This is a genomic window from Marinobacter sp. CHS3-4 (assembly GCF_030053415.1).
In the GTDB taxonomy this organism is placed as follows: Bacteria; Pseudomonadota; Gammaproteobacteria; order Pseudomonadales; family Oleiphilaceae; genus Marinobacter.
On sequence record NZ_JASGBJ010000001.1, the window covers coordinates 1,270,347 to 1,296,115 of the forward strand.

Annotated in this window: 30 protein-coding genes; 17 read left to right on the top strand and 13 right to left on the bottom strand. The window is 55.6% G+C overall.

Annotated elements, in window-relative coordinates; translation table 11 throughout:
- Positions 1-82: 82 nt before the first annotated feature.
- Positions 83-1,765: an AMP-binding protein gene (locus QLQ17_RS05905; RefSeq protein WP_283208618.1), complete on the top strand. Its 1,683-nt coding sequence runs from the start codon at positions 83-85 to the stop codon at positions 1,763-1,765.
- 105 nt (positions 1,766-1,870) lie between these two features.
- On the opposite strand, the gene QLQ17_RS05910 is transcribed toward QLQ17_RS05905, so the two are convergent.
- The gene (locus QLQ17_RS05910; protein ID WP_283208619.1) at positions 1,871-2,056 is read right to left on the bottom strand and encodes a hypothetical protein; all 186 of its coding nucleotides are present in this window, start codon (positions 2,054-2,056) and stop codon (positions 1,871-1,873) included.
- A gap of 148 nt (positions 2,057-2,204) precedes the next feature.
- Between QLQ17_RS05910 and QLQ17_RS05915 the strand changes: the two genes are divergently transcribed.
- The gene (locus QLQ17_RS05915; protein WP_283208620.1) at positions 2,205-3,098 is read left to right on the top strand and encodes a LysR family transcriptional regulator; all 894 of its coding nucleotides are present in this window, start codon (positions 2,205-2,207) and stop codon (positions 3,096-3,098) included.
- A 16-nt stretch (positions 3,099-3,114) separates the two neighbouring features.
- Here QLQ17_RS05915 and QLQ17_RS05920 read toward each other — a convergent pair whose 3' ends face one another.
- Positions 3,115-3,813, bottom strand: coding sequence for a transglycosylase SLT domain-containing protein (locus tag QLQ17_RS05920; RefSeq protein ID WP_283208621.1), 699 nt, complete (start codon positions 3,811-3,813; stop codon positions 3,115-3,117).
- Between the two features lie 62 nt (positions 3,814-3,875).
- Between QLQ17_RS05920 and QLQ17_RS05925 the strand changes: the two genes are divergently transcribed.
- Together QLQ17_RS05925 and QLQ17_RS05930 are read left to right on the top strand one after the other, a co-directional pair.
- Complete coding sequence (locus QLQ17_RS05925) at positions 3,876-4,694, top strand: DUF2059 domain-containing protein (protein WP_283208622.1); 819 nt, start codon at positions 3,876-3,878, stop codon at positions 4,692-4,694.
- A 49-nt stretch (positions 4,695-4,743) separates the two neighbouring features.
- Positions 4,744-5,922: a M24 family metallopeptidase gene (locus tag QLQ17_RS05930; RefSeq protein ID WP_283208623.1), complete on the top strand. Its 1,179-nt coding sequence runs from the start codon at positions 4,744-4,746 to the stop codon at positions 5,920-5,922.
- Positions 5,923-5,932: 10 nt separating this feature from the next.
- Here the strand turns inward: QLQ17_RS05930 and QLQ17_RS05935 are convergent, their stop codons facing one another.
- From QLQ17_RS05935 to QLQ17_RS05945, 3 genes are read right to left on the bottom strand one after another with little or no spacing between them, the layout of a single operon-like run.
- Positions 5,933-6,778 carry a substrate-binding periplasmic protein gene (locus QLQ17_RS05935; protein WP_283208624.1) on the bottom strand — a complete coding sequence of 282 codons (846 nt, stop codon included), beginning with the start codon at positions 6,776-6,778 and terminating at the stop codon, positions 5,933-5,935.
- 10 nt (positions 6,779-6,788) lie between these two features.
- Positions 6,789-7,781, bottom strand: coding sequence for a VanZ family protein (locus tag QLQ17_RS05940; protein WP_283208625.1), 993 nt, complete (start codon positions 7,779-7,781; stop codon positions 6,789-6,791).
- On the bottom strand, positions 7,781-8,059 hold the full coding sequence (locus QLQ17_RS05945; protein WP_502867353.1) for a peptidylprolyl isomerase: 279 nt from the start codon (positions 8,057-8,059) through the stop codon (positions 7,781-7,783). The genes QLQ17_RS05940 and QLQ17_RS05945 overlap by 1 nt, the downstream gene beginning before the upstream one ends.
- 201 nt (positions 8,060-8,260) lie before the next feature.
- Between QLQ17_RS05945 and QLQ17_RS05950 the strand changes: the two genes are divergently transcribed.
- Positions 8,261-9,847 (top strand): ABC-F family ATPase, encoded by a 1,587-nt coding sequence (locus tag QLQ17_RS05950; protein ID WP_283208627.1) that lies wholly within the window; start codon positions 8,261-8,263, stop codon positions 9,845-9,847.
- A gap of 58 nt (positions 9,848-9,905) precedes the next feature.
- Here QLQ17_RS05950 and QLQ17_RS05955 read toward each other — a convergent pair whose 3' ends face one another.
- The gene (locus QLQ17_RS05955; protein ID WP_283208628.1) at positions 9,906-10,811 is read right to left on the bottom strand and encodes a haloalkane dehalogenase; all 906 of its coding nucleotides are present in this window, start codon (positions 10,809-10,811) and stop codon (positions 9,906-9,908) included.
- A gap of 104 nt (positions 10,812-10,915) precedes the next feature.
- Here QLQ17_RS05955 and QLQ17_RS05960 point away from each other — a divergent pair, with 104 nt between their 5' ends.
- Entirely contained in the window at positions 10,916-11,467 is a 552-nt protein-coding gene (locus QLQ17_RS05960; protein WP_283208629.1) for a DUF1415 domain-containing protein, read from the top strand.
- Here the strand turns inward: QLQ17_RS05960 and QLQ17_RS05965 are convergent.
- A complete protein-coding gene (locus tag QLQ17_RS05965) occupies positions 11,431-12,849 on the bottom strand; it encodes an aminotransferase-like domain-containing protein (protein ID WP_283208630.1) in 1,419 nt (472 codons plus the stop codon). The genes QLQ17_RS05960 and QLQ17_RS05965 overlap by 37 nt on opposite strands.
- A gap of 157 nt (positions 12,850-13,006) precedes the next feature.
- Here QLQ17_RS05965 and QLQ17_RS17160 point away from each other — a divergent pair, with 157 nt between their 5' ends.
- Both QLQ17_RS17160 and QLQ17_RS05975 read left to right on the top strand, forming a co-directional pair.
- Positions 13,007-13,285: a DUF1127 domain-containing protein gene (locus tag QLQ17_RS17160; RefSeq protein WP_502867354.1), complete on the top strand. Its 279-nt coding sequence runs from the start codon at positions 13,007-13,009 to the stop codon at positions 13,283-13,285.
- Between the two features lie 2 nt (positions 13,286-13,287).
- On the top strand, positions 13,288-13,899 hold the full coding sequence (locus QLQ17_RS05975) for a LysE family translocator (protein WP_283208631.1): 612 nt from the start codon (positions 13,288-13,290) through the stop codon (positions 13,897-13,899).
- Positions 13,900-13,959: 60 nt separating this feature from the next.
- On the opposite strand, the gene QLQ17_RS05980 is transcribed toward QLQ17_RS05975, so the two are convergent.
- Both QLQ17_RS05980 and QLQ17_RS05985 read right to left on the bottom strand, forming a co-directional pair.
- A complete protein-coding gene (locus QLQ17_RS05980; protein WP_283208632.1) occupies positions 13,960-14,388 on the bottom strand; it encodes an organic hydroperoxide resistance protein in 429 nt (142 codons plus the stop codon).
- Positions 14,389-14,490: 102 nt separating this feature from the next.
- A complete protein-coding gene (locus tag QLQ17_RS05985; protein ID WP_283208633.1) occupies positions 14,491-14,940 on the bottom strand; it encodes a MarR family winged helix-turn-helix transcriptional regulator in 450 nt (149 codons plus the stop codon).
- A 187-nt stretch (positions 14,941-15,127) separates the two neighbouring features.
- Here QLQ17_RS05985 and QLQ17_RS05990 point away from each other — a divergent pair, with 187 nt between their 5' ends.
- From QLQ17_RS05990 to QLQ17_RS06000, 3 genes are all read left to right on the top strand, one after another.
- Positions 15,128-15,982: an NAD-dependent protein deacetylase gene (locus QLQ17_RS05990; protein ID WP_283209051.1), complete on the top strand. Its 855-nt coding sequence runs from the start codon at positions 15,128-15,130 to the stop codon at positions 15,980-15,982.
- 68 nt (positions 15,983-16,050) lie between these two features.
- Entirely contained in the window at positions 16,051-16,791 is a 741-nt protein-coding gene (locus tag QLQ17_RS05995; RefSeq protein WP_283208634.1) for an AzlC family ABC transporter permease, read from the top strand.
- Positions 16,788-17,096, top strand: a complete 309-nt coding sequence (locus QLQ17_RS06000; protein WP_283208635.1) for an AzlD family protein — start codon at positions 16,788-16,790, stop codon at positions 17,094-17,096. The genes QLQ17_RS05995 and QLQ17_RS06000 overlap by 4 nt, the downstream gene beginning before the upstream one ends.
- Here QLQ17_RS06000 and QLQ17_RS06005 read toward each other — a convergent pair.
- Entirely contained in the window at positions 17,087-17,860 is a 774-nt protein-coding gene (locus QLQ17_RS06005) for a DUF3750 domain-containing protein (protein ID WP_283208636.1), read from the bottom strand. The genes QLQ17_RS06000 and QLQ17_RS06005 overlap by 10 nt on opposite strands.
- Positions 17,861-18,032: 172 nt before the next feature.
- Between QLQ17_RS06005 and QLQ17_RS06010 the strand changes: the two genes are divergently transcribed.
- Positions 18,033-18,248, top strand: coding sequence for a dodecin (locus QLQ17_RS06010; RefSeq protein ID WP_283208637.1), 216 nt, complete (start codon positions 18,033-18,035; stop codon positions 18,246-18,248).
- A 52-nt stretch (positions 18,249-18,300) separates the two neighbouring features.
- On the opposite strand, the gene QLQ17_RS06015 is transcribed toward QLQ17_RS06010, so the two are convergent.
- Both QLQ17_RS06015 and QLQ17_RS06020 read right to left on the bottom strand, forming a co-directional pair.
- A complete protein-coding gene (locus QLQ17_RS06015; RefSeq protein ID WP_283208638.1) occupies positions 18,301-18,960 on the bottom strand; it encodes a hypothetical protein in 660 nt (219 codons plus the stop codon).
- A gap of 48 nt (positions 18,961-19,008) precedes the next feature.
- Complete coding sequence (locus tag QLQ17_RS06020; RefSeq protein ID WP_283208639.1) at positions 19,009-20,193, bottom strand: GNAT family N-acetyltransferase; 1,185 nt, start codon at positions 20,191-20,193, stop codon at positions 19,009-19,011.
- A gap of 165 nt (positions 20,194-20,358) precedes the next feature.
- On the opposite strand from QLQ17_RS06020, the gene QLQ17_RS06025 reads away from it, so the two are divergent.
- From QLQ17_RS06025 to QLQ17_RS06045, 5 genes are all read left to right on the top strand, one after another.
- Entirely contained in the window at positions 20,359-21,045 is a 687-nt protein-coding gene (locus QLQ17_RS06025) for a response regulator transcription factor (protein ID WP_283208640.1), read from the top strand.
- Positions 21,042-22,364, top strand: a complete 1,323-nt coding sequence (locus QLQ17_RS06030; protein ID WP_283208641.1) for a sensor histidine kinase — start codon at positions 21,042-21,044, stop codon at positions 22,362-22,364. The genes QLQ17_RS06025 and QLQ17_RS06030 overlap by 4 nt, the downstream gene beginning before the upstream one ends.
- 174 nt (positions 22,365-22,538) lie before the next feature.
- Positions 22,539-23,150 (top strand): YigZ family protein, encoded by a 612-nt coding sequence (locus QLQ17_RS06035; protein WP_283208642.1) that lies wholly within the window; start codon positions 22,539-22,541, stop codon positions 23,148-23,150.
- An 81-nt stretch (positions 23,151-23,231) separates the two neighbouring features.
- Entirely contained in the window at positions 23,232-23,765 is a 534-nt protein-coding gene (locus tag QLQ17_RS06040; protein ID WP_283209052.1) for a DUF4136 domain-containing protein, read from the top strand.
- Between the two features lie 2 nt (positions 23,766-23,767).
- Positions 23,768-24,124: a translation initiation factor Sui1 gene (locus QLQ17_RS06045; protein ID WP_283208643.1), complete on the top strand. Its 357-nt coding sequence runs from the start codon at positions 23,768-23,770 to the stop codon at positions 24,122-24,124.
- Here the strand turns inward: QLQ17_RS06045 and QLQ17_RS06050 are convergent.
- The gene (locus QLQ17_RS06050) at positions 24,121-25,767 is read right to left on the bottom strand and encodes a fatty acid--CoA ligase (RefSeq protein WP_283208644.1); all 1,647 of its coding nucleotides are present in this window, start codon (positions 25,765-25,767) and stop codon (positions 24,121-24,123) included. The genes QLQ17_RS06045 and QLQ17_RS06050 overlap by 4 nt on opposite strands.
- Positions 25,768-25,769: the final 2 nt, after the last annotated feature.

Genomic DNA, 25,769 nt, shown 5'->3' on the forward strand with positions numbered 1-25,769 from the left:
ACCCGGTCTTTGCGAAGAGTAAATTGATGGGTATAGAATCCGGACCGGACGAAAATAATCACAAAACAAAAAGGAGCGTTCGATGGCCGATGAAAGCCAGAAACAGACCTCGCTGCATTGCCTATTTTACTGGGCGAAAACCACGCCAGACAAAGTCTACCTGACCCAGCCATTCCAGGACGGCTCGACCGAGGACATCACCTGGAAGCAGGCATCGGATCAGGTTTTGCGAATGGCAGCCTATCTAAAGGCCCAGCAATATCCCGAGCGCAGTAACATCGCGATTCTGGGCAAGAACAGTGCTCACTGGATTCTGAGCGATCTGGCCATCTGGGCAGCAGGCCACGTATCCGTTCCTCTATATCCCACTCTCAATGGCGACACTGCCGGGTATGTGCTTGAGCACAGTGAAGCCAAGTTATTGTTCCTGGGTAAACTGGATGGCAAGGCAGACGGCTGGAACGACATCAAAGGGCACCTTCCGGACGATCTTCCCATCGTGTCTTTGCCCATGTCGCCCAGGGACGACACCCCAAAGTGGGTGGAATTGATAGAACATTATGAGCCGATTGATCCCCAGTTGCCGGAACCCGACGATCTGGCAACGATCGTATACACCTCTGGTAGCACCGGACGCCCCAAAGGCGTGATGCACAGTTTCCGAACCATGATTGCGGCGGCCGATGGTCTGCAGAAAATCTTCCCGGTAACCAACGAAGAGCGCATGCTGTCCTATCTGCCACTGGCACACGTGGCCGAGCGGGCCGCTGTGGAAACCCAGTCGCTGTATTACGGTTTTCATCTGTATTTCGCCAATTCCCTCGATACCTTTCAGGAAGACCTCCAGCGCGCTCGCCCCACGCTGTTCTTCTCGGTCCCGCGTCTGTGGATGAAGTTCTATTTGGCCATCAACAGCAAGCTGCCGCCCAAAAAACAGAAAGTACTGTTCAATATTCCGCTGTTGAACAGACTGGTGAAGAAGAAAGTCCTGAAGCAGTTGGGCCTGGAACACTGCCGGGCCGCATTGACCGGGGCAGCGCCGTTGTCTTCAGACATCATCGGTTGGTATCGCAACCTGGGTTTGGAGTTGCTGGAGGTCTACGGCATGTCGGAAAACTTCGGCTATTCCCACGCCAATCGGCCGGGGCAGGCCAAGGTGGGCACCGTGGGCGTGACCAACCCGGGAGTCGAACATCGGCTGGCCGAGGGCGAGGAAGTGCAGGTGCGCAGCCCCAGCCAGATGCTGGGCTATTTCAAGAACGAGGAGAAAACCCGCGAGGACATTACAGAAGACGGCTTCCTGAAAACCGGTGATATGGGTGAAATCGACGCTGACGGATACCTGCGCATCACCGGTCGGGTGAAAGACCTGTTTAAGACATCAAAAGGCAAGTACGTGGTGCCGGTACCGATCGAAAACCGCTTTAACCATCCCAAGGCCGAGGTGGTCTGCGTGGCGGGTGCCAATCAGCCGCAGCCCTGCCTGATGATCCTGCTTTCGGAAGAGGCAAGGGAAGAGCTGGAATCGGGTGGTAGCCGTGAGGAGCTCGAACAGGAGCTGGCCGCAGAGCTGGACGAGGTAAACGCAGCGTGTGAGGCCCACGAGAAGCTCGCATTTGCCGTGGTAGTCAAGGAACCCTGGACCATGGAAAACGGCATGCTGACGCCAACCATGAAGATCAAGCGGAACGTGCTTGAGAATTACTACAACAGCAAAATGGATGACTGGTTTTCTCAGAAGAAAAAGATCGTCTGGGAATTCTAATGCGATTCCGGCCTTGTTCAGGCCACACAACAAAAAACGCCGGCATCCCTGTGGACAGGGGCCGGCGTTTTCGTGTTCGATCCAGCGTGCTTCTGAAAACCAGCCTCAGATGCCTGGCTGGTAATCCGGGGTAACGCTTGGTGCACGCTTTCTCCAGACAGCGATTTTACGACTGATTACCTGGAATGCCTGCTGTGCCGCTGCACGGGTGTACTGGCGCCTGACATCGTTTCCATTATGGAGGATGCTGGATGGCAGCGGATGATGAGATACGTTATGGATTTGGGTCATAGCGCCTCCTCCTTAATTCCGGTGTATTGATTGCTAAGATGACTAACAAGATATTGGTTAGCTGACTATGTGTTGAAGTATACGGATTCGTTTTTGCAGCGTGAATACGTTAAAATCCGTACAAGCCTTGCAAATATGCAGTTATTTTATGGATTGGGATTACCTTCGCTACATCCACGCCCTCGCCACCGGCGGCACACTTGCCAAAGCGGGTGAGATTCTGGGGGTCCATCAGACCACCGTTCTCCGTCGTCTGGACCAGATGGAAGAGCAAATGGGCGTTCAGTTCTTCGAGCGTGACCGTGAAGGCCTTCACCTGACGCCGGTTGGTGAAACGGCCTTTCGGGAAGCCGATCGCCTGGCCACGGACATGGAAAATCTGGAGCGTCAGTTAATTGGTCAGGATTCGGCCCCGGTAGGGAAAGTCAGGCTGGCCGCCACTGATACCATGGTGAATGCGCTGATCGGCCCGATGGTGTCAGAGTTGTTGCAGGCCTATCCTGACATTGAGCTGGAAGTGCTGACAGACAATGACGTGCTCAATTTGAGCCACCGTGAGGCGGACCTCACCCTTCGGCCCGTCAATCGGCCGCAAGCAACCCTGGAAGGCGAACGCATTGGTACCATTGAGTCGGCCGTGTATGGCTCAAAGGACTATTGTGACCGCAATCCGGATATGGATCTGGGCCACACCCCGGAGCTGTGCAGCTGGATTCTACCCGACGAAAGCTTCAGTCACCTGGCAACCGGACGCTGGTACCGGAAGATGCTGAAAAATGCGCGGTCAGTGGTGCGCTGTAACAGTCTTCAGGCGATGTTCTCCCTGGCCCGCGCTGGCAGTGGCCTGGCGGTGTTGCCCTGCTATCTGGGCGACGTTACACAGGATCTGCGGCGTTTGACCCCGCCTCTGGAAGGAGAAGGCGTGGATTTGTGGCTGATGGTTAATCAGGACACCCGGCAGATGGCCCGGGTTCGGCTGGTGATGGAGTTTCTCAAGCAACAATTGATGGCCCTGACCAATCGTATCGAGGCGCGTCAGTAGCCTTCTGCATATAGGTTTACCAGTCTCCGCAAAAGGGCCAGAACTGATAGAAACGCCAACACTGAAATTCCTGTTCGCAGGTTTTGAGCTGATTGTCGTAGCGGAACGCCCGGTTCTGCACTCGATCTGCCAGTTTTACGATGTCTGGTTTCCGGCTGTAGTTTTTTCTCTGATAGCCAGTTCGTCCTTCATGGTACGCCAGGTAGAGATTTCGGGGCTGATTCAAAGGCACGCCAACCTCACGACGGGTCAGATGGTTGTACCAGCCAACAAAGTCCAGAGCGTATTTCATATTGGTTCTAACCACTGCCAGGCCGTCGCCGTTTGCTTCCAGATATTCTCCCCAGGCGGGGTCAAGCGCCTGAGCGTAGCCGAAGGCTGACGTAGGGCGGAGCCACGGAATGAATCCGAGCAGCAATTTCCGGGGTGGCCGGGCATGACTGCGAAACGACGACTCGTAGTAGACAAAGGCAAGTTGGGTAGCAATCGGGGTGCCCCATTTTTGCTGGGCGTCTTTTGCGTAGTCATACCACACGGGGTGCTCACGAAAGACGCTGCAGATATTGTCTGGATCCGCCGGTGAATCAGGCTCGAGCAGGCTGAACCGTATGGTTATCAGAATGGTAATAATCACGCCTGTGGCAGGCAGAACGACCCATGTCAGGCGTGAGGACCAGGTTGCGGACAGCCAGTGCCGCTTTCTTTGTTTGACCATATCTTGCGTCGGTTACTCGGCCCATGGCATAACGGAGTTTTCCTACTGAGGATACTAGGTTGATGCCGTCTCTTTCCCAAGTTAAACCGGTTTTATGTTTGCTTCTGTTCCTTTCCGGATCGGTGCAGGCCAGCACGCTGGCAAAATCCGTGCTGGAAGCCTCACCGGTGGACGATATTGTGGCGACGTATCCGGATATGATGAGTGAGGGCGTTCGTCAGGGGTTGAGCCAGAGCGGTCGGTTAGACCCAATGATGGTCTCGACCATTGTCACGGTTGTGCGCGGTGCATTCCAGTCTGCCAATATCGAGAACAAACTGGTCGCAGACCTGTCGGCCTCATTGAGTGAAGAGCAACTGAACTCGGTAGGGCAATGGTACCGCACGCCATTGGCAGAACGTATCTCCAGGGCCGAGATCAAAGCGTCCAGTACCGATGCGTGGCTCAGCATTCAACAAGGCGCACCAGAGCTGCAGGCTGAGTATCGGGGCAGCGAGCGAGCACAACTCTTCACCCGCTATGATAAAGCGGCCCGTGCTACCGAAAGTGCCGTCGATACCACCGTAGCCGTACAATTGGGCCTGGCGACGGCGATGGCTGCGTTTCAGGGTGGCAAAGGCCCCGGTTTCGATCAGATGGAACAGATGATCGAAAGCCAACGGGACCAGGTTCGGGCGATGGTGGCGCAACAGGTCTATGATATCTACCTTTATACCTATCAGGACCTTTCCAATGACGAGCTGAACGAGTACATCCGTTTTCTGGAAAGTGATGCTGGCACCCGTTTTACCAGAGTCGTCACGGCGGGTATCCAGGACGCAATTACCCGCCCCGTAAAATCGGTCGGGCGTCAGTTGGCAAGGTTTCTGAATCCATCCTGATCAATCAGGCCAACCATGGTTCGGCAAGAACCTTCATGTGAGGTGCGCTATGGACTTTCACGCCTATCAGGCTGCACTGGCCGAAGAATTTCGTGGGCAGGAATGCCCGTTTACGGTAGAAGAATTTGATCGCCGACTGCAGGCCACTCGCGCCAGAATGGCGTCCAATGGCCTCGGAGCACTGTTGTTGACCGATCCGTCCGATGTGTTCTACCTGACGGGTTACAGCACCTTTGAGGTATCAGTACACATTGCCCTGGTTGTAACCGCGGATTCGCTCGTGCTTCAGGTGCCTTCCATTGAGACGGGCCCCGCCACCATCACGACGCGGCTGGCAAAGGTGATCGGATACCGATGGGAGAGTATTGAAGCGGTACTGGACCCCCTTGCGGATGAAGTGAAAGGTCATGGGGATCGTCTGGGCATTGACTCCTGGCATGGTTCATTGCGCACCGGGGTTGTTGAGGGGCTTCGCGCCCGGTTGCCCGGCATTCAGCTGGTGGATGCCTCCGGTTTGCTGAAGCCCATTCGTATTGTGAAATCAGCGGCCGAGATAGAATGCTTGAGGCGCAGCGCCCAGATGACTGGCCAGGGCATGGAGGCAGCAGCGTCGGCGGTGAGCCCGGGGAAGACAGACAATGACATTGCCGCTATCGGCGCCCAGACGCTGCTTGCCTGTGGCAGCGAATTTATGAGCATGCAGCCGATCGTAACCACCGGCAAACGAAGCAGTGTGATTCATACCAATCACAAGCGAGTAACCATCAACGAAGGCGAGCCGGTGTTTCTGGAATTCGGGGCAGTTTTCCAGCGCTACACGGCGCCCATGATGCGGACGGTCATCGCCGGCACACCGACAGCCGAAATGCGCGAAGTATTTGATGGATGCCGTCGAATTGTGGATGCCCTGCAGCGAACCATGATACCCGGCCAGACCTTTGATTCCGCTGCAAAGGCGGCGGAAACAGCGTTGGCGCCGCTGGCAGGAAAGGTGTTTTTCTCTGGTGTGTTCGGGTATACCGTCGGTGCCCAGTTTCCTCCGTCCTGGGTGGAAGGCTCGGGGTTTATCGCGCGGGGAGAAACCGCCGTGTTCGAAACCGGCATGGTATTTCATCTTCCGATATGCCTGAGGATTCCGGGGCAGTGGGGTATGGGCTTCAGCGATACCGTTGTGGTCGCGGAAAACGGTGCGGAAGCGTTGACTTCGAATCCCTGGGTCCTGGACTGAAAGAAGCGTGCTAAAGGGCTGACGCAGAGCCTTTTTCGAGGGATGCCTGCGGTCGGATGTCGAAGTAGCGTGTGTATTGGCCACTTTCACGGAATTTCTTTAAACCTTCATTGAAGGCGCTCAGAAGTTCTTTTGTGTCCGGGTCATTGCGAGGGAACAGCAAAAAGCTTTCGTTTTCCGATATGGATTTGGGATGGTGAGTGATCGCATTGGTGTCCGGTTTGTCAGTTTCACGCCGCAATATGTAGTAACCGACGTTGATCTCTTCGGGGAAGGCGTCAATCCGGTCATATAGCAGTTTTTTGAAATTCAGTTCCGTAGACGACGCCCGCTCCACGGAAATAACGCCCTGTTCCAGCGCTTCGTCAAACTCCGGGCCGTAACTGTAACCAATGCTGGCGCCCAGTTTTAGCCCGGACAGGTCTTTCATGGTGTCCCACGTCAGCGGCTTATCCTTGCGATGGAAAAGTACAAATCGTTCTTTCATCACCGCGTCGCTGTAAATGAAGTCTTTTTCGCGCTCTTCCTTGTGCATCCATATTGCCGTGGCGCTGTGTTTACCGATGGCGGCTTCGCGATAGGCTCGCTTCCAGGGGAGAAAATCAAAGGTGACATCATAGCCCTGGTCGGCAAAAACGTCGCGAACCAGTCTGGCAACGCTGCCCTGGCCGGGCTCGTTTTCGACGAAAAACGGAGGCCAGTCACCAACACTGATGGTCAGTGGTTTCATCTCATCTGCCCAGAGCGCGCTTGCCCAGACAAACAAAACCATCCCCAGGCCGCGTAATAAGCCTTTGGCCACGCGGCGGTTGGGGCAGGTGGGGCGAACTGCGCCCCGGCAGACATCGTTTCGCATAGTCGACAGTTTAGTCCAAACCTTCGGTGGCGTCATGAACCTTTGTGAGCTTGAGAGCTACCAGGCAGAGGCGGGCGGGTTTTTCCAGATTTGACGTAAATAACATTAGCCGTCGGATGTTGTCCATGTTCATGGTTCTTTCCACTGGCGCATTCGCCACCATGCTGAGGTCCTGATCCACTCGATTGACACCGGGTTGTATCTGAAAAGTATGGTTAAAACGATCCTGAAAATGGATGCCCCTATCCTCATGCTCCCGGTCATTAATGCGCAGAGTTAGCGCAATATCCTGATGTTGAGGGTTCCAGATAACCATTCTGAGCGAATCATATGCGTGCCAGTCGGCAGGCGGGTTGCGCAGGGATGCCCCTGAGTAACGGTGAGTCTTCAGGCCAATAGACAGTCCATGGTCAGTGAGCTCGCCGCATTCTTTGCTGCCTGCGATGCGGACGTCCCCTTTCCAGAAGGTTTCCGGGCTCTGTTGGTTAAAATTGTAAAGGTCGGGCAGCCATTGGCTGACCTGGTACTGCTGGTAAGCAATCTTGCAGACCGCCGTAACGTCTGCGGCAAGCAACGCGAAAACACTCAGTCGCACTAGCCAGCGTACAAAGGGTCGTAAAGACAGGAATCCGGCGCAAGGGAGTAGCGCAAGCACCAGCCAGAGCCCCGTCAGGTTTCGTAATAAATCAACTGAATCGATGTTGCGTTGGTGGTTGAAAGACTGGGCGTACTCTATGCCAATGCCTATCAGCAGGACCACAATACTGCTCGCCAGCCAGAGTGCCAATCCGGTCAGATAGCGCCAGGGCTGAACCACGAGCGCCAGCAGTGCAAAGAAAAGCGGATGCCCAAGATTCCACGCCGACTTGATGAGAGGGCCGTCGCTCCAGCCCGGACCACCGACGAAAAACAGCGGAAGAAGGCAGAGCAGGCCCGCCAGGGCCATCCAGAAGAGGATACGGCCTCGGCGGGTTGAGTTAGCCAATAGAGAGTCGAAGCCCATCAACTCCGGCTGGTGACTTCCAGGAGGTGATAGCCGAACTGGGTTTGTACCGGGCCAAGTACTTTGTTGACTTCGCCACTGAAGACCACTTTGTCGAATTCAGGAACCATCTGGCCGGGGCCGAATGAGCCCAGGTCGCCGCCGTTGCGGCCGGAAGGGCAGGAAGAATGCTGCTTGGCGACCTCGGCGAAGTCCTGGCCGCCTTCAATGGCTGCTTTGAGTTCGTTGCACTTCGCTTCGCTGTCTACAAGGATATGACGGGCTGTTGCCTGTGCCATGTTAGAAGTTTCCTTTTGAAGGTTTGGAGGAAAAGCCAAAGGCTTTGTCTGAGCCTGAAATGCTGCCCGCCAGAGCGCTCTCAGGCAAGCGGTTTTTATCCGTGTTTTTGCGGTCTCACGGTTTGTGCCTGAAATCTGTACAATGCGCGCTTTTCGCGCCGGTGTTATTACCGGGCATTCACCAAGATACGGATTCCTCCTTTGATTTCCACCGCGAACATCACCATGCAGTTTGGTGCCCGGCCCCTGTTTGAAAATGTGTCGGTCAAATTTGGCAACGGCAACCGTTATGGTCTGATTGGCGCCAACGGTTGCGGCAAGTCCACCTTTATGAAAATCCTGGGCGGTGACCTTGAACCCTCAGCCGGCCAGGTGATGGTGGACCACAACCAGCGGCTGGGTAAGCTGCGCCAGGATCAGTACGCCTATGAAGACTGCACGGTACTGGATACCGTCATCATGGGCCATGAACAGTTGTGGCAGGTGAAGGCGGAAAGAGATCGCATCTATTCGCTGGCGGAAATGAGCGAGGAAGACGGCATGGCGGTTGCCGATCTGGAAGTGCAGTTTGCCGAACTGGACGGCTATACCGCCGAGGCAAGAGCCGGAGAGCTGCTGCTGGGCCTGGATATTCCGGAGCATCAGCACAACGGCCTGATGAGCGAAGTGGCACCGGGTTGGAAATTGCGTGTGCTGCTGGCCCAGGCATTGTTTTCCGACCCGGACATTCTGTTGCTGGACGAGCCAACCAACCATCTGGACATCAACACCATCCGTTGGCTGGAAAATATTCTGGTGGCCCGCAACAGCACCATGATTATTATCTCCCACGACCGCCATTTTCTGAACAGTGTTTGCACCCACATGGCGGACCTGGATTACGGTGAGCTACGCCTGTTCCCCGGCAATTACGACGAGTATATGACCGCAGCCACCCAGGCGCGGGAACGCTTGCTGGCAGACAACGCCAAGAAGAAAAAGGAGATCGCCGAACTGCAGCAGTTTGTCAGCCGTTTCTCGGCCAATGCCTCCAAAGCCAAGCAGGCAACCTCAAGGGCCCGGCAGATCGACAAGATTCAGCTGGAAGAGGTAAAGCCGTCCAGTCGGGTCAGCCCCTTTATTCGCTTCGAGCAGACCAAAAAACTGCATCGTCAGGCTGTTACTCTGAATGGCTTGACCAAGGGTTTTGACGGAAAGCCATTGTTTGAAAATCTGGATCTGAAAGTGGAGGCGGGTGAGCGAGTCGCGATCATTGGTCCCAACGGTATCGGTAAAACCACTTTGATGCAGTGTCTGGCAGGAAATTATGAGCCTGATAGCGGCGAGGTCAAATGGACCGACAGCGCACAGGTGGGCTATTACGCCCAGGATCATTCTCATGAGTTTGCAGAGGACATGAATCTGACCGACTGGATGGCCCAGTGGACCCAGGAAGGTGAGCAGATGGTTCGTGGCACGCTCGGGCGGATGCTGTTTTCAGGGGATGAAATCAGTAAGTCTGTCAAAGTGATTTCGGGTGGTGAAGAAGGGCGGATGCTGTTCGGCAAACTCATCCTGCAAAAGCCGAACGTGTTGTTGATGGATGAACCTACCAACCACCTGGATATGGAGTCCATCGAGGCGCTGAACCTGGCGCTTGAGAACTACCCGGGCACGCTGATTTTTGTCAGTCATGACCGGGAGTTTGTATCGTCACTGGCCACGCGCATTCTGGATCTTTCAGCCGATGGCGTGACTGATTTCAGTGGCAACTACGACGAGTATTTGCGCAGCCAGGGTTATTACTGAAAACCACCGGGGTCTGTTGGCAACGGTTCAGTTGCAACCTGTCCGGTGGCTTTGTCAGTCATTCGTGTTTAGCGCCATCCATTCGCGCAATCAGTTGGTTTACCGCATTCGCAAACTGCACCGGCGAGTCTTCCTGTAGAAAGTGGCCGCCGGTCAGGGTGACGTGAGGCTGGTCTTTGGCGCCGGGAACGCGTTCCTGGACATATTTGTCGCCGCCACGTGTGACCGGGTCGCCGTTGCTAAAGGTGGTCAGGAAAGGTTTTTCCCATTTCTCGAATACTTTCCAGGCCGCTCGGTTGGCTTCGGTGGCCGGGTCATTTGGCGTAGCGGGCACGAGCTTTGGAAAAGCCCGGGCTCCGGCTTTGTACTTCTTGCTGGGGAAAGGTGCATCGTAGGCGCGCTTCTCATCGGGCCCCAGCTTTCGGAAACTGCCTGTGTCGATGATGCGGGCAATGGGAAACCAGGGGCTGTGTACGGCAAAGTTCTTCCATATTTTGAAGGCTTTGGGCAACGCCTGGTCGCCCGTGGGAAGCATGCCGTTTCCCAGCACGATGGCACGGAAGCGGTCCGGGTTTTCGGCAGCCAGGCGCAGGCCGAGCAGCGAGCCCCAGTCCTGGCAAACGAGGGTAATATCGGTCAGGCCGGTCTGGTCCAGAAAGCTCTGCATCCAGTCCATGTGCTGCTGGTAGCTGTAATCGTCTATGTTTGTCGGTTTGTCGGATTTTCCGAATCCGATCAGATCCGGCGCAATCACCCGGTGGCCCGCAGCCGCACAAATGGGAATCATGTGTCGATAAAGGTAAGACCAGGACGGCTCGCCGTGCATCATAAGCACCGGTTTGGCATCAGTGGGGCCCTCGTCCACGTAGTGCATTCGCAGGCCCTCCACATCGATGTAGTTAGGCTCAAAGGGGTAGTCCAGCAGGCGGTTGAATCGTTCGTCGGGGGTGCGTAGGGCGTCCATGTTGGAATCTCCTGTGGCGCTTTTGGATTATTATAAGCATGCTCAACATACCATGACTTCGACCGGCATGTAGGGCCAGATTTAAACTTTGGAAAGGAGCAAACTTGAATACGTCGGGAGTTGAAAAGGCTACGCGCCAATGGTTGGAAGAAGTGGTTATCGGGCTGAATCTCTGTCCGTTTGCGCGCAAAGAGCTGATGAAAGGCCGGATTCGGTTCGAGGTGTCACCGGCGGATTCAGAAGATGCTTTGCTGATGGCGCTGCAGGGAGAGCTACGGTTTCTACACGAAAATCCGGCGGTCGAAACCACGCTTCTGATTCATCCCGGTGTGCTGGCCGATTTTGATCTGTACAACGAGTTTCTCGATGCTGCGGATGGGTTGCTCGACTATCTGGAGCTGACGGGGATTTACCAGATTGCCAGCTTTCATCCCGACTACCGCTTTGCCGGAACCCAACCGGAGGATGCCGAGAATTATACCAATCGCTCGCCCTACCCAATGCTGCATCTGTTGAGAGAGTCCAGCGTTGAAAAGGCATTGGAGAGCTATCCAGATCCCGATGCTATCCCTGAACGCAACATCGCCCTGATGAAAGAACTGGGCGCGGATGAAATGCGTCAGAGACTCTCCCGAATCCACTCCCCGAAGGTTTGAACGGCCCGCACGCGTTCCTGGCTCCAGCCCTGGGCGAAATTGATCCGGAAACAGCATTTGTACTGACCGGACGCGGAAAAAATCTCGCCAGGGGCAATGGTGAGATTCTGGCTGCGGCCACGGTGATAGAGTTCGGTTGTGTTCACGCTGTCAGGTAGCTCTATCCAGGCCACCAGGCCGCCTTTGGGTCGTGAAAGCCGGGTCTGTTCGGGAAAATGCTGGCTGACCAGATTCACCAGCTGCTGGCTCCTCATGCGGTAGGTTTCCCGCGCCTGGCGCAGGTGCCTGTCATAGGCGCCCTGGGCCATGATTTCTGCGGTGACCATCTGCGGCAGGGTGGAGCCAGACACCTGCTGAATGAACTTCTGATGGGTTACCTGTTCCAGATAACGGCCGGGCATGATCCAGCCGACCCGCAGCTGCGGGTCGATGGTTTTAGACACCGATGAGCACAGCAATACCCGACCGTCACGATCAAAGGCTTTGACGGACTTGGGACGCCGGTCACCGAAGTACAGATCGCCGTAGATGTCGTCTTCGATCATCGGCACATCGTATTTTTCCAGCAGTTCCATCAGTTCCTGCTTCCGCTCATCAGGGATGATCGAACCCAGCGGGTTGGAAAACGTCGCTACGGATACCAGCGCTTTGATGGGCCATTTCTCCAGCGCCAGTTTTAAGGCTTCGATGCCAATACCCGTATCGTGATGGGCGGGTATCTCGATGACTTGAAGGCCGAACGCTTCGGCCATCTGAATCAGGCCGTAATAACACGGCGACTCCACCGCAATGATATCGCCGGGTTTGGTCAACACTCGTAGTCCAAGAGCCATGGCATTCTGGCAGCCTGCCGTACTGACTATTTCGTCCGGGGATACATGCACGCCCGCGTCGACTGCACGGCGTGCAATCTGCTGGCGGAATTCCGGCAAGCCCTCCGGAGCATCGTATCCCACGCCAAGAAACTTTCGGGTTCTGGAAAGTCGGGTAAACGCGCGCTGGACGTTTGAAAGAATGGGGAAGTCCAGCGCCGGAATGGCTGCTGACATGCTCACGCCTTTCTGTCGAGCGGAATCCCGCTGTACCTCCATGACCAATTCCGATGTGGTTGCGGCCCTGGGCCTCGGCTTCATCTTCACCTGGCGCGGAATCGCGAGCTTGTCGTCCTGGCGATGGGAGACAAAATAACCGGACTTAGGGCGGGCCTCTACCCAGCCCCACTGTTCAAGCAAACTGTAGGCGGTAGTGACCGTTGAGATACTCACCTCTTCACGTTTGGCCAGGCGCCGAACCGAGGGCATCTTATCCCCGGTTTTAAACAGTCCTTCCTGAATCTGCTGGCTGAGTGAGTCCGCCAGTTGTGCATACAGATTGGTTTCCATGAATCCTCGACCAGTACAGATGAAAGAATTAAGACCATCACAGATGGGGGTTATATGAATCTGTGCTGGTCAAAATACCAAAAAACTGAATCTGTAACCATTGCAAAAAGCCTTTTAGGATGAACAGGCTCATAAACGGAAAGCAAGGAGAAGGCTCATGACAACTGTACGCATTCATTCGTTGACTCACGGCGGCACCACCGGTGCGGTGAAAGCGGTCATCGTTACCACAGCAATTCAGCTGGCAAAGGTGCGTCGCGTCATTATGTTGCCTTCTATTGTGAGATGGCTGATGAAGCTGCACCGCAATCATCGCAGCCGCCAACAGCTTGCGCGCCTGGACTCACGCCTGCTGGAAGATATCGGTATCAGTGAGGCCCAGCGACAGGCCTGTCTGCGCAAACCGCTTTGGAAACTGCAGGGGCCGGGAAGATGACCATGGAGATACTATTGAGTGTGTTGCTGTTCGCGCTGGTGTCTACGGCCACTCCCGGCCCGAATAACATCATGGTAATGACGTCGGGTATGAATTTTGGGGTTTGGCGAACGTTGCCGCATTACTTGGGGATCTGTATCGGATTCCCTGCGATGGTGTTGGGAGTAAGCCTTGGCCTGGGGACACTGTTCGAAGCGGTACCGGTAATGCATCAGTTGATCAAGGTTCTGGGAATCAGCTATCTGATGTACCTGGCCTGGCGAATCGCGACCACTGCAACGGAAGTAACGCAGGACGATACCAGTCGTCCACTGTCGTTCTGGCAGGCCGCCGCTTTTCAGTGGGTAAACCCGAAAGCCTGGGTTATGGCGGTGGGGGCACTGGCCACATTCACCACAGTGAGTGGTGAGGTGGTGTACCAAGCCTTCTGGATTGCGGCGGCATTCATGGTGGTGGCCATCCCCAGCGTCGGCAGCTGGATGCTGGGCGGAGCAGGCCTTCGCAGGTTGTTGCAGAAGCCCGCATACAGGCGCTGGTTCAACTGGATAATGGGATTACTGCTGGCGCTGTCGGTGATTCCCATGGTGTCAGTGGAACTTGCCGAAGTGCTATGAAACTGAATAAAAAAAGGCAGCGGTTGAACCGCTGCCTTTTTTGTTGACTGATACTGCCGCTTACTCGACGCGCGTCAGTTTGACATCGATGTTGCCACGGGTGGCATTGGAGTAGGGGCACACTTTGTGCGCTTCCTCAATAAGCTTATCGGCCTGGGCATCGTCCATGCCTGGCAGCGAGATTTTCAGTTCAACCTCGATGCCGAAACCCTGCGGGATTTTGCCAATGCCCACAACGCCCTCGATCGACGCATCTTCCGGCATCGGAAGCTTGGCCTCGCCGGCGACGAATTTCATGGCGCCAATGAAACATGCCGAGTATCCCGCGGCAAACAATTGTTCCGGGTTAGTGCCCTTGCCGCCTGCGCCACCAAGCGCTTGGGGCGTTTTCAGTTCTACGTCCAGAATGCCATCTGATGAAATGGCACGCCCGTCGCGGCCGCCTGTGGCTTCTGCGGATGCGCGATAGAGAACTTCTTCGATAGCCATGGAATTACTCCTTGATCTTGAGTGTGGCGATTAACTTAGCGCACAAAAGGTTGGCGCGCAAGTTAAATTCCAAAATCACACGTTGTGACGAGTCGACAAGCCTTACAGGTTTGGCTTCAGGTGACTCCGGAGTTTAATGAGCTGGCGTTTCAGTTCCATCAGGTCGGGCAGGGACTGCCCGCTGGCTTCCACAATGCACCCGGGAATACCACGTGCTTTGTCTTGAAGGGCTTTGCCTTTGTCAGTCAGGAAAAGCTCGACGACCCGCTCGTCATCCGTCCGACGCTTTCGGCTCAACAGCCCGTCGGCTTCCAGGCGTTTGAGCAGAGGCGTCACGGAACCTGGGTCCGTCAGTAGCCGCTTGCTGATGTGGCTGACGGTAATGCCGTCTTCTTCCCATAGCACCAGCATGGCCAGATATTGCGGGTAGGTCAGATCCAGCGCTTTCAGTATGGGTTTATAGGTTTTGGTCATCATTAGCGACGTGGAATAGAGCGCAAAGCAAAGTTGATTATCCAGCAATAGCTCTGAGCAGGAAGAGTCGTCGGCCATGAAATACTCCGTTCTGACGGCAATAAAAACCGTCGCGCAAACATTTAGTGCTCAATTTTAAGACCACAACCGGGTAAATGGCCAGAATCAACATTGGCACAGCCGATCACTGACCCTAAAGTAGAGGGGTCATTCATAAGAAGTGCGATTCATGTCAGCGATTCGAAATCCTACCAAAGGCGTTGTCATGCCTGGCTGCGAGCGTCCGCTGGAAGCTCATGACCCACAGGAGGCTGGCGAGCGACTGGCAGACTTCATCCACCGTAATCCACGCCTGATGATTCTGACCGGGGCGGGCGTCAGTACCGGATCGGGCATTCCGGATTATCGTGACGGCGAAGGCAGTTGGAAGCGGAAACCGCCGGTTCAGCATGACGAGTTCATGTCCAGCCTGCACGCGCGGCGGCGGTACTGGGGACGAAGCCTGATTGGTTGGCCGGTGATACGCAACGCCACGCCAAACCCGTCTCACGGTTACATTGCGGAGCTTGAGAAGCGCGGTCACAGCCGCTTGCTGGTCACCCAGAACGTGGATCGACTTCACCAGAAAGCGGGCAGTTCGCTGGCAATGGATCTGCATGGTAGGGCAGACGAGGTGATCTGCATGAGCTGCGGTGAGCGGTCCAGAAGGGATCAAGTGCACGATCGCTGCGCGCAACTGAATCCCGGGTTTGGCGATTACTCCGTGGCCGTTGCCCCTGACGGTGATGCCGATCTTGAACTGGATTTTGATCGTTTCGAGGTAGCCGATTGTGAACATTGTGGCGGCATCCTGAAGCCAGACGTGGTGTTTTTCGGAGATTATGTCCCGAAGCAGAGAGTCTACTCGGCCCTGGACGCGCTGAAAGACAGTGACGGCCTGCTGGTCATCGGGTCATCGCTGATGGTTTATTCCGGCTTCCGTTTCTGCCGTTACGCCACCGAATGGTCGCGGCCCATGGTAACGTTGAATCTGGGCCGCACACGGGCGGATTCGCTGGTGGACCTGAAACTCAATGCCTCGATCGACGCTACTCTGGAGCGCGCTCTTAGCCTGCTTTGATACTACGTTGGTCGGGTCTTCGGCATCTACCTATGGGGTTGAGTGCTGATTTTCATTAGCTTGCTAAAATGACGAACGCCACTTACCCCTATCAGTTGAGCGCCCGAAAGGTGCGCGCCGAGTTCATTCGGCTTTTGCCCATCTCGCTTTTCGTGGTGGCGTTTGGTGCTGCCTTTGGCCTGGCAGCCGTCCAGAAAGGATTGGAGCCTCTTCAGGCTATCCTGATGAGCACCACGGTGTTTGCAGGTGCCTCCCAGTTTGCGGCCGTTGATATGTGGGGCAGCGAAGTCTCCCTGATTCCACTGATCGCTGTGGTCTTCGCCATCAATTCACGCCATTTGCTGATGGGTGCGTCCCTGTATCCCATGTTGAGGGATCTGTCGCCCGGTCGTCGCTACAGTCTGTTGCTTCTACTCACGGATGCCAACTGGGCGGTGTCTGCTCAGGAATATCAGAGCGGTAAACGAAATCTGGAAGTCATCCTTGGTGGTGGCCTGGTTCTCTGGGTGGCCTGGATATTCGGTACCTGGCTGGGGGTTTATTTTGGCGGCCTGCTGCAGAATCCCAAGACTCTGGGGCTGGATATGGTGCTCGGTTGCTTCCTGCTGGCCATGGCGCTGGGGGGCAAGAAATCCCCTAGAATCCTGGTAGCCTGTTCCATCGCTGCGCTGTCTTCATTGGCCGCCTGGAAGTGGCTGCCACCCAATACTCACGTGGTCGTCGGCGCCCTCGCTGGTGGCGCTATTGGTTTTTTCTGGCTGGATAAGAAATCTGAACGCGCCAGCCCGGATGAGGAGGGGGCGGCATGAGCGTTGAAACGACGACTCTGGGCATTCTTGCACTGATCGCGGTGATTACCCTGGTGACTGTGGTAACGCGGTTCGGTGGCGTCTTCCTGATGTCTTTCGTGACCATAAATCCCCGCATCGAAAGCTTTATCAACACCATGGCCAGTTCGGTGTTGATCGCCATCATTGTACCCATGGCTTTCAGTGGCGATGCCGGGTCAGTGGCGGCTTTGTCAGTCACGGCTGTCATCATGCTCGCAACACGAAAGCCCCTGCCCGCTATTGCCGCCGGTATCGCAGCTGCTGGGTTAGTGCGCTACTTGTGACTGACATCCGGCATCGGATTAGCATTTCTCAGTGCCAGTTCTCCTACGCCCGGTAATTTGATGCCCAGAGCGGCTGGATTCACGCCCAGAGACAGACCCAGAATGTTGAGTTCAACGCCTTCTCTGACGCCTGCCAGAAGTCCCAGGTAACCGCCCAGAGAAAGCTGATAGCCAGCGCCACCGGGAACTTCTGCAACAAAATCGTCACCCAGGTAATCCTTGCCGATTGCGTGATTGGGCAGGGCCACATCCATTTCCGGTATTTGTCGAATCACCCAGGCAATAAAGGTGTTGCTGTTAGGCCCGGGCCAAGCTTTGTAGGTGGTCGGATAAGGATAGCGCGAAATGACGTCATCCAGTTGTTCGATGATCTTTTCGGCCCGTTCTCCACGAAAATCAGCGATCAGGTCTGGTTTCGATCCGTACCAGGCACGGTCGGGCTCGCCGGGCCGGGATTGAACAACGTAGTGTCGCCACCCGGTTACCTGATGGACGTAATATTGGTTCGCACCGGCTTCCTTGGTGCTGATCCATGTATGAACGGCGAAGTACCCTCGCCAACTGTAGGCTCGTGCGCCGTATACCTGCACAACGGCGCCGGTTTCCTGGGCTGGTTTGGGCGCTATGCCGGCGCTGGATCGGTCTGCAGTACGCCAGCTGGATGAATCCTGAAAGCCTGCACAGGCGGCCAGGAAAAGAGGGCCGGACAGCAGCAGAACGAGCATCATGGCGAAACCGGCGAAACACCGTTTGAGCTTCTTCATAGTGGGAATACGTTCGAAAGGTTTGGAAAGAAATACGACACCGGAAACCTCAGAGTTCAGGGGTTGGGGAAAGTTCCCTGGCTGTTTGATGGATCTCGGTTACTAGGTTACGTTGAAATGATCGGTAACCGGACGGTATCCGGTTCAACGCGGCCCTGGTAACGGAGGTGTTATGTCTGATCATCATGTTTATAAGAAAGTAGAAGTGGTTGGCTCCTCGAAAACGAGCATTGAGGACGCCATCGAAAACGCGATCTCCGAATGCAGCAAAAACCTGCGCAACATCGAATGGTTCGAAGTGCAGGAAACCCGGGGCCACGTCGTCGACGGCAAAGTCGGGCATTACCAGGTCGTGCTCAAGATTGGCTTCAGAATCGAAGGAAGCTGATATCCGGGGATCTGCAGCATTATGGCATTCATAATCTGATCCTCGCCTGTGTTCAGCGCGAGGTCAGCATCCGCTCCCGGATTACTACAACTAGTTGGTCCAGCATATCCTTCGCATCTGTTTCATAGAGGGCGTGGCACTTGTCGTGGTGGATTCTTCGATCGTGGTCCGATGGCGGAGCCTCTTTCATCAAATCCAGGTATTGGCACGCGGATAAGTGAGCTTTGATTTCAGTGTCGATCAGTTGAGTCACAAGTTTATCCACCGCTTCAAAACAGAAAGGTCGGTAACGGTTGAGCAGGGAGCGGGCTTCGAGCGCTGCGTTCCTTGCGTCTCGCCGATGCTCACCAACGGCTTCCCCGGATTCGATAGCCCGCAGAAAGACGCCCAGCCGATCATGAAGAAGCCAGACCTGGGGCCAGAGTTGCTGGTATGCTTCTTTTTCCAACAAATAGCTCGCTGTTTCAGCTTTTGACGATTTGGCGGTAGAGCCTGGCTGATTCGGTTCGTTGAACTGCCTAATGCGAAAGTCGTCCATTTCGCGACCCAGAATACCGACCCGTTGTCGCAGAGATTCTGCTTCCTGTTTTGCGCGCTGTTTGATGCCATTGGAAAGCGCCAGCGCAATCAGCGCGACAAGCAAGGCCAGTCCGGAAAGCCAGACAGGAAGATTGAGCGTGAATAGCCAGTCCAGGAGTGAATCCGCATCCATAGCATATGCTCCTCAGTGAAAGTCCGTTCTCGATTTTCAGTATAGAGGCTAACCGTCCGTCGCTTGCTTGAATGGCAAGACAGAATAGGCCTCGTCAAAATAGTTCTGGACCTGCTTTGCTTCGTCCTGCGTAAAGGCTTCGATGGCCTCCCGAAAACCGGGGTGGGCAATGCCATGCCATGAATGGGTAATCGCCGGTTCAAAACCACGAATGAGTTTGTGTTCGCCCTGAGCACCCGCATCAAAGCGTGACAGTCCTCGTTCTATCGCCAATTCGATGCCCTGGTAATAGCAGGTTTCGAAATGCAGAAAGTTGTACTCATCCAGACATCCCCAATAGCGCCCATACAGCGTATTTTCCCCGCTCATGAACAGTGCCCCGGCAATCATTCGTCCGTCTTGAACCGCCATTATCAGGCTCAGATGTTCCGGCAGTCGCTCCCGTAGCTGTTCGAAGAATGCCTTGTTGAGATAGGGCCGTTGGCCCCGCTTGAGATAGGTGGCCTGGTAAAAAATATAGAAGGTCGACAACACCGAGTCGGATATATCCCGGCCGTGGTATCTGACAAAGGTGATTCCCTGTTCCACCACCTGTTTTCGCTCCTTGCGAATGGCTTTGCGCTTGCGGGACGTCAATTCCCCCAGAAAGTCATCGAAGTTCTGGTAGTCACGATTTTGCCAGTGAAACTGACAGCCAATTCGGTGCAGTTCAGAGTCCTGGCTCAGCAAGGCCTGATCAGCTTCGTCTGGAAACAGCAGGTGCCACGACTGAACGTTCAGCTCCTCGATTAGATCGTTGAGCAAATCGGGAATGTCACCGGGCGCTAGCTTGTTCCTCACTTCAGGAGTGATCAGCAGTCTGGGCCCACGAGACGGCGTGAACGGCACCGCAATCAGCAGTTTTGGATAGTAATGAATGCCATAGCGCTGAAAAGCTTCGGCCCAGGCAAAATCGAACACGTACTCGCCCATGGAGTGTGACTTCAGATAGCCGGGCGCAACGCCCACAATGCTGTCGCCGGACTTTATGACCAGATGCTGCGGTTGCCACCCTGTTTCCGGCGTGGTGCAGCCGGTGTCCTCCAGAGCTTCAAAAAACTCGAAGCGAAGAAAGGGGTTGCCCCTGCCCGCCAGTGCTTCCCATTGTTCCTGCCCGATGTCTGTTATGGACTCGCAGGTCGAGATGGTGAGGGAGGGGGCGTCAGAAAGTTCTGGATGGTCCGTGTCCGGCATTGTTTTTCCTGTTCCAGTTGATCCTTCATACCATACGCCAGAAACCGTGGGCTGATCACTGACTTCCGCCGTTACCATCGTGTAAAGGTTTTGCAAAAGCGCGGCGGGTCAGGCGGTGGTGTTTTCCGGCATGGTAGACTTCTGGCAGATTTCAGGAGAGTTTCTATGCAAAACCGCGTGTTGCTGGTTGAAGATGATGACGAACTTCGCTCCTTGCTGTCGCGCTACCTGACCAATCAGGGTTTTACAGTTCGGGAAGCCGCTAACGGCAACGATGGCCTGTCGCTGGCGATGGGCCAGGATTGTGACATTGTTGTGCTGGATATTATGCTGCCCGACATCAGCGGCCTGGACGTGCTTCGCCAGCTTCGGGCAAAAACACACCTGCCAGTGGTATTGCTGACGGCCAGAGGCGATGAGACCGATCGCATCGTGGGCTTTGAAGTGGGGGCCGACGATTACATCCCCAAACCATGCAACCCCAGAGAGCTCATCGCGCGACTGCAGGCTCTGCTTCGTCGAATCGCCTGGGATCAGGAGGTCGGCGTGGACGAGTCCAGACACTACGGCGACCTTCGTGTCGAACCGGTGCAGCGTCGCATCTACCAGAACAATGAAGCCCTGGATCTGACCGCGACGGAATACGAAGTGCTACAGGTTTTGCTGGCACACGCTGGCAGTGTTGTGCGCAAGACCGACTTGATGCAATGGGCACTTGGTCGTCGGCTTGAGGCCTATGACCGCACTCTGGACATGCACATCAGTAACCTTCGTAAAAAGTTGGGCAACGACGATCCGCCCCGGATAGAAACCATCAGAGGGCTGGGATACAGCTATCGGGTGCCTGCATGAAAACCGGATTCAGGATCACGCTGTTCTGGCGAGTGTTTATCTCTATCTGGGTGGCGATGGTGATTACCGCGTTAGCCGGTAATGTAGTGACTCACACTCTGCAGGATCGTGAACGGGCTGCTATTGAACGACAGGCCGGACTTCGGGACGTCGCGCGACAGGCACTGGCTTACCGTCGAGACGATGACGGCGGCAGTATGTGGCGTTATCTGCGTTCGGAGGGGCAGCGGCTGGACCTGCATCTTCGCCTGATTGAGACCGACCGTGACGACAAAGGCTTGCCACAGAACATTCGAGAGCGGCTGGAAACAAGCGGCTGGTACAACCTGAAACCGGCAGTGATTCCCGTCGAAGACGACTATCAGCTCGTCGCCTGGCCCCGCAAGGGCGCTGAGGGCTGGCTGGATGCCCGAATATATCGCTGGCTTGAGTTGGCCGTGGCTTTCGTCATCATCACTCTGGCGTGCTGGTGGGTCGCAAGGCTGGTTTCCCGGCCACTGAAACACATGGAATCTGCAGCCCGCGACATCGCGGCCGGTCAAACCGACCTGCGGGTTAGTGGCCGTATTGCTTCCAGGCAAGACGAAATCGGCGCCCTGGCGACCGCGTTCAATGAGATGACCGAACGGCTGTGTTATCTGCTGGATCGGCAGAAGCACCTGATGAGGGATATCTCCCACGATCTTCGAACGCCACTGACACGGCAGCGTGTGGCCATTGAGCTGGCCAGTGAAGGCGGCATCGATGACGATCTGATGGCCAGCATTCTTCGCCAGAATGAACGGCTTGAAGCAATGACCGGGCAGATACTGACCCTTTACCGGGTCACGGAAGCTGGCGCCGATATTGAGCGCGAGCCAGTTGAGCCGGTGACTATTGTGAATCGGGTGCTGCGGGACGCAGCCGATTATGCCGAGCATCAGCGAGTCGACTGCAAACTGGTCGTCTCGCCTGACAGTCGTCACATCAAGGTGGCTGGCAACGAGGGACTGTTGCAAAGAGCCATTGATAATATTCTCCAGAATGCGCTGGATCATACGCCGCCGGGTAAGGCAGTGCATCTTGCGGTATCCAATGCTGGGGGCTGGATTAGTCTGGCGATTGAAGACGAAGGTACGGGTGTGCCGGAAGAAAACCTTGGACAGTTGTTCGAGCCGTTTTTCCGGGCTGATAAATCCCGCAGCGGCGCAGGCTGGGGCTTGGGCCTGGCCATAGCCCGGGATATCGTAACCGCTCACGACGGTCAGATTGAGGCCGCCACGGCCGAATCCGGGGGCCTAAGAGTGACGCTTCGTCTTCCGTTGTTTGTCAGCGGGTGAGGGTGACGATGCCTTTGACTGTTTGGTCAGCAGCCGTGCTGCGCCAGAAAAGTCGATGCCTTCCTGCAGTTCGTCCTCCTGGAACCGAATCCCGCAGGCGGCTTTTTGTGTCTTGGCGGGTTTTGCCGTTCCAGGGCTGTTGTATTCATCATCAGTGGCCATAGGTCAGTGTCCATGCAAAAACATTACCCGGTACCCGCAGGATACCTCGAGCGGGAAACCGAAGTGAAGAAAAGCCGTTTCATCGCCCGGGTAGCGCCCGTCGGCTCGCGCGATGAGGTGAAAGCCTGGCTCGCGTCGGCGCATCAGGATCATCCCGACGCAAGGCACATCTGCTGGGCCTATCAGATCGGTCAACCAGGCGCTGCGGCAGAAGCCGGAATGAATGATGATGGCGAGCCGTCCGGAACGGCCGGTAAGCCGATACTCGGTGTCATTCAGCACAAAGATATGGGCGATGTGCTGGTGATGGTGATCCGGTACTTTGGCGGCGTCAAGCTGGGGGCCGGAGGGCTGGTCCGGGCTTATGCCGGTGCGGCAGAAAGCGTGTTGTCTGATGTGGGCCGGGTTGTGCAGAAGCCACTGGAAACCGTGTCAGTCACGTTGGATTTTTCAGACGAGCAACCTTTGCGGCATTGGTGTGAAGGACACGATGCCGTGATAACGCGGGTTGATTACGGCACTGAAGTGACCGTATTCCTTGAGCTGGCCGAGGAAATGCGGGGAGAGCTAAAAGCCTTCTGCGACGCGCGAGGGCTTAAGGTTGAGTCGCCGCATCGGGCTTGAAACCTATTCGGCCTGACAGGCGTAATATCTGTCAGAATGGTATTGCAGCAATGCTGAATGAACAGAGAGGTGAGTAGCTTGATCAGATTACTACTGATATCCGTGTTCGCGCTGGCGATGACAGGTTGCGCCAGCAACGTCATCACCGATTACGATTCGGCGGCTGTGTTCGGGAACTACAGTTCGTGGAATTTTGCGCCAAGACCGAATGGCAACGATGGTTTCCTATCACTGGACGGCAAGCGCATTAACAGTGCCATCGAGCGGGAAATGAAGCTTGAAGCCATGCGTAAGGTAGACGTCAGTGAAGCCGACCTTTTCGTTACCTGGCAGATCGTGACCGAGGAGCGTCTGGAAAGAGGGGGCTCAGGTTTCGGTTTCGGTCTCGGATTTGGCAGAGGTAACTTCGGCTGGGGCATATCCACCGCACCACCGGTAGAAAAGGTGGAGGAAGGCAAGCTGGTGATTGAGCTGGTAGATACGGACACCAAGCAGGTAGTGTGGCGCGCCGCAAGCCGTCGATACCTTAACGACGAGCAGTCCTCTGAATACCGCCGTGAGCTGATCGATGAAATCGTGGCCGACATGTTCGATGAATACCCACCAGGAGTTTGATAATGAAAAAGCGCTCAGGCGGCGGACTGGTCTTTTCCACAGAACAGGGCCGTATGTGCCCGGAATGCCGCCATCCTGTTGATGAATGCGTGTGCAGTCAGGAGCAAGCGCCCGCCGGTGACGGCGTGGTGCGGGTCAGCCGGGAAACCAAGGGCCGGAAAGGCAAGGGCGTTACCCTGATTACAGGCATCCCAATGGCCGGTTCTGACCTGAAAGCTTACGCCAAAACCCTGAAAGCGAAGTGTGGCACTGGCGGCACCGTAAAAGATGGGGTGGTAGAGATTCAGGGGGATCAGCGGGACATCCTTATCCCGCTATTGAAAGAAAAGGGCTGGACGGTCAAGAAAGCCGGCGGCTAGCCTCCCAGCTGGTCACGAATCAGCTTCTTGTTGATCTTGCCAACGCTGGTCTTGGGAATGTCCTCCACGAAATCAATCTTGCTGGGAATCGCCCATTTGTTGATTTCACCGGATTCCACGAACTGCTTCAGGTGCTCCTGAAGGTCTTCCAGCGTTGCCTGTTCGCCTGGTTTGAGGACGACCAGTGCGTGAGGCCGTTCGCCCCATTTCTCATCTGGAACGCCTACTACCGCTGCACCTGCAACTGCCGAATGCTGGCTGATCAGGTTTTCCAGCTCCAGTGATGACAGCCATTCACCGCCAGTCTTGATCACGTCCTTGATGCGATCCTTGATGACCAGGGTGCTGTTGGGCTCCATGGAGGCCACATCGCCCGTGTGCAGCCAGCCGCCCTGCCACAGCTCCTCACCTTTTTCAGGCTCTTTGAAGTAGCTCTGGGTCAGCCAGGGCGAGCGGGCCACCACTTCGCCTTTGGCTTCACCATCGTGGGGCACCGGATTGCCATCTGGATCAACCACCTCAAGTTGCACCATTGGCACGGCGACGCCGGTTTTGATGCGCTTGGACGTCTGCTGGTCAAGCGGCAGCTCCAGATCTTCCGGTTTCAGATAGGTGGTGGACAGCAGCGGGCAAGTCTCAGACATCCCGTAGCCGGTGTACATCTTGATGCCAAGGCCGGCGGCTGCGTCACACAGGCCACGGGTCAAGGCACTGCCGCCAATCAAAACGTGCCAGTTGCTGAGGTCTGCCGTCTTGATCGACTTGGTGGCCATCATCATCTGCATCACGGTCGGTACGCAGTGAGAGAAGGTCACTTTGTGCTCCTTCAGCAGGTCTACTAGCAGTTCCGGTTCATACCGGCCCGGGTAAACCTGCTTGATGCCAAGCAAGGTCGCGGCATAGGGCACGCCCCAGGCATGCACGTGGAACATCGGCGTCACCGGCATGTACACCGAGGATGAGCGTAGCATGGGCATCTCATCGAAGGCCGATAGAGAGCCGGTCATGGCCAGTGTGTGCAGCACCAGTTGGCGGTGGCTGAAGAAAACGCCTTTCGGGTTGCCGGTGGTGCCGGTGGTGTAGAAGGTGGTCGCGATGCTGTTTTCGTCAAAATCCGGGAAATCGAATTCGGTACCGGACTTTTTCAGCAAGGCTTCGTATTCCCCAGTCGTGGGCAGATTCGTCGATTTGGCCTCTGCTTCGTCGGTCAGCTGGACATACTGCTTTACGGTTTTGATGTCGTCTTTCACGCCTTCGAGCAGGGGCAGGAAGTCGTCATGGATCAGCACCATGTCGTCCTCAGCGTGGTTCATGGTGTAAACGATCTGCTCGGGTGACAGGCGCACGTTGATGGTATGGAGCACCGCACCAATCATGGGGATCGCAAAAAAGCATTCCAGGTAGCGAGGCGTATCCCAATCCATCACCGCCACAGTGTCGCCCGGTTTGATACCCGCGTCCGTCAGGGCATGGGCCAGGCGGTGGATGCGCTCCACCAGATCGGTATAGGTGTACTTGCTTTTGTCAGCGTAGACAATTTCCTGATCTGGCGCGTAGCGCGGTGCAGACAGCAGCAGTTGTTTAATCAGCAGGGGGTATTGGTAGGCGTTGTCTGCCGGCGGCAGAATACGGGTGTTGGCCATGC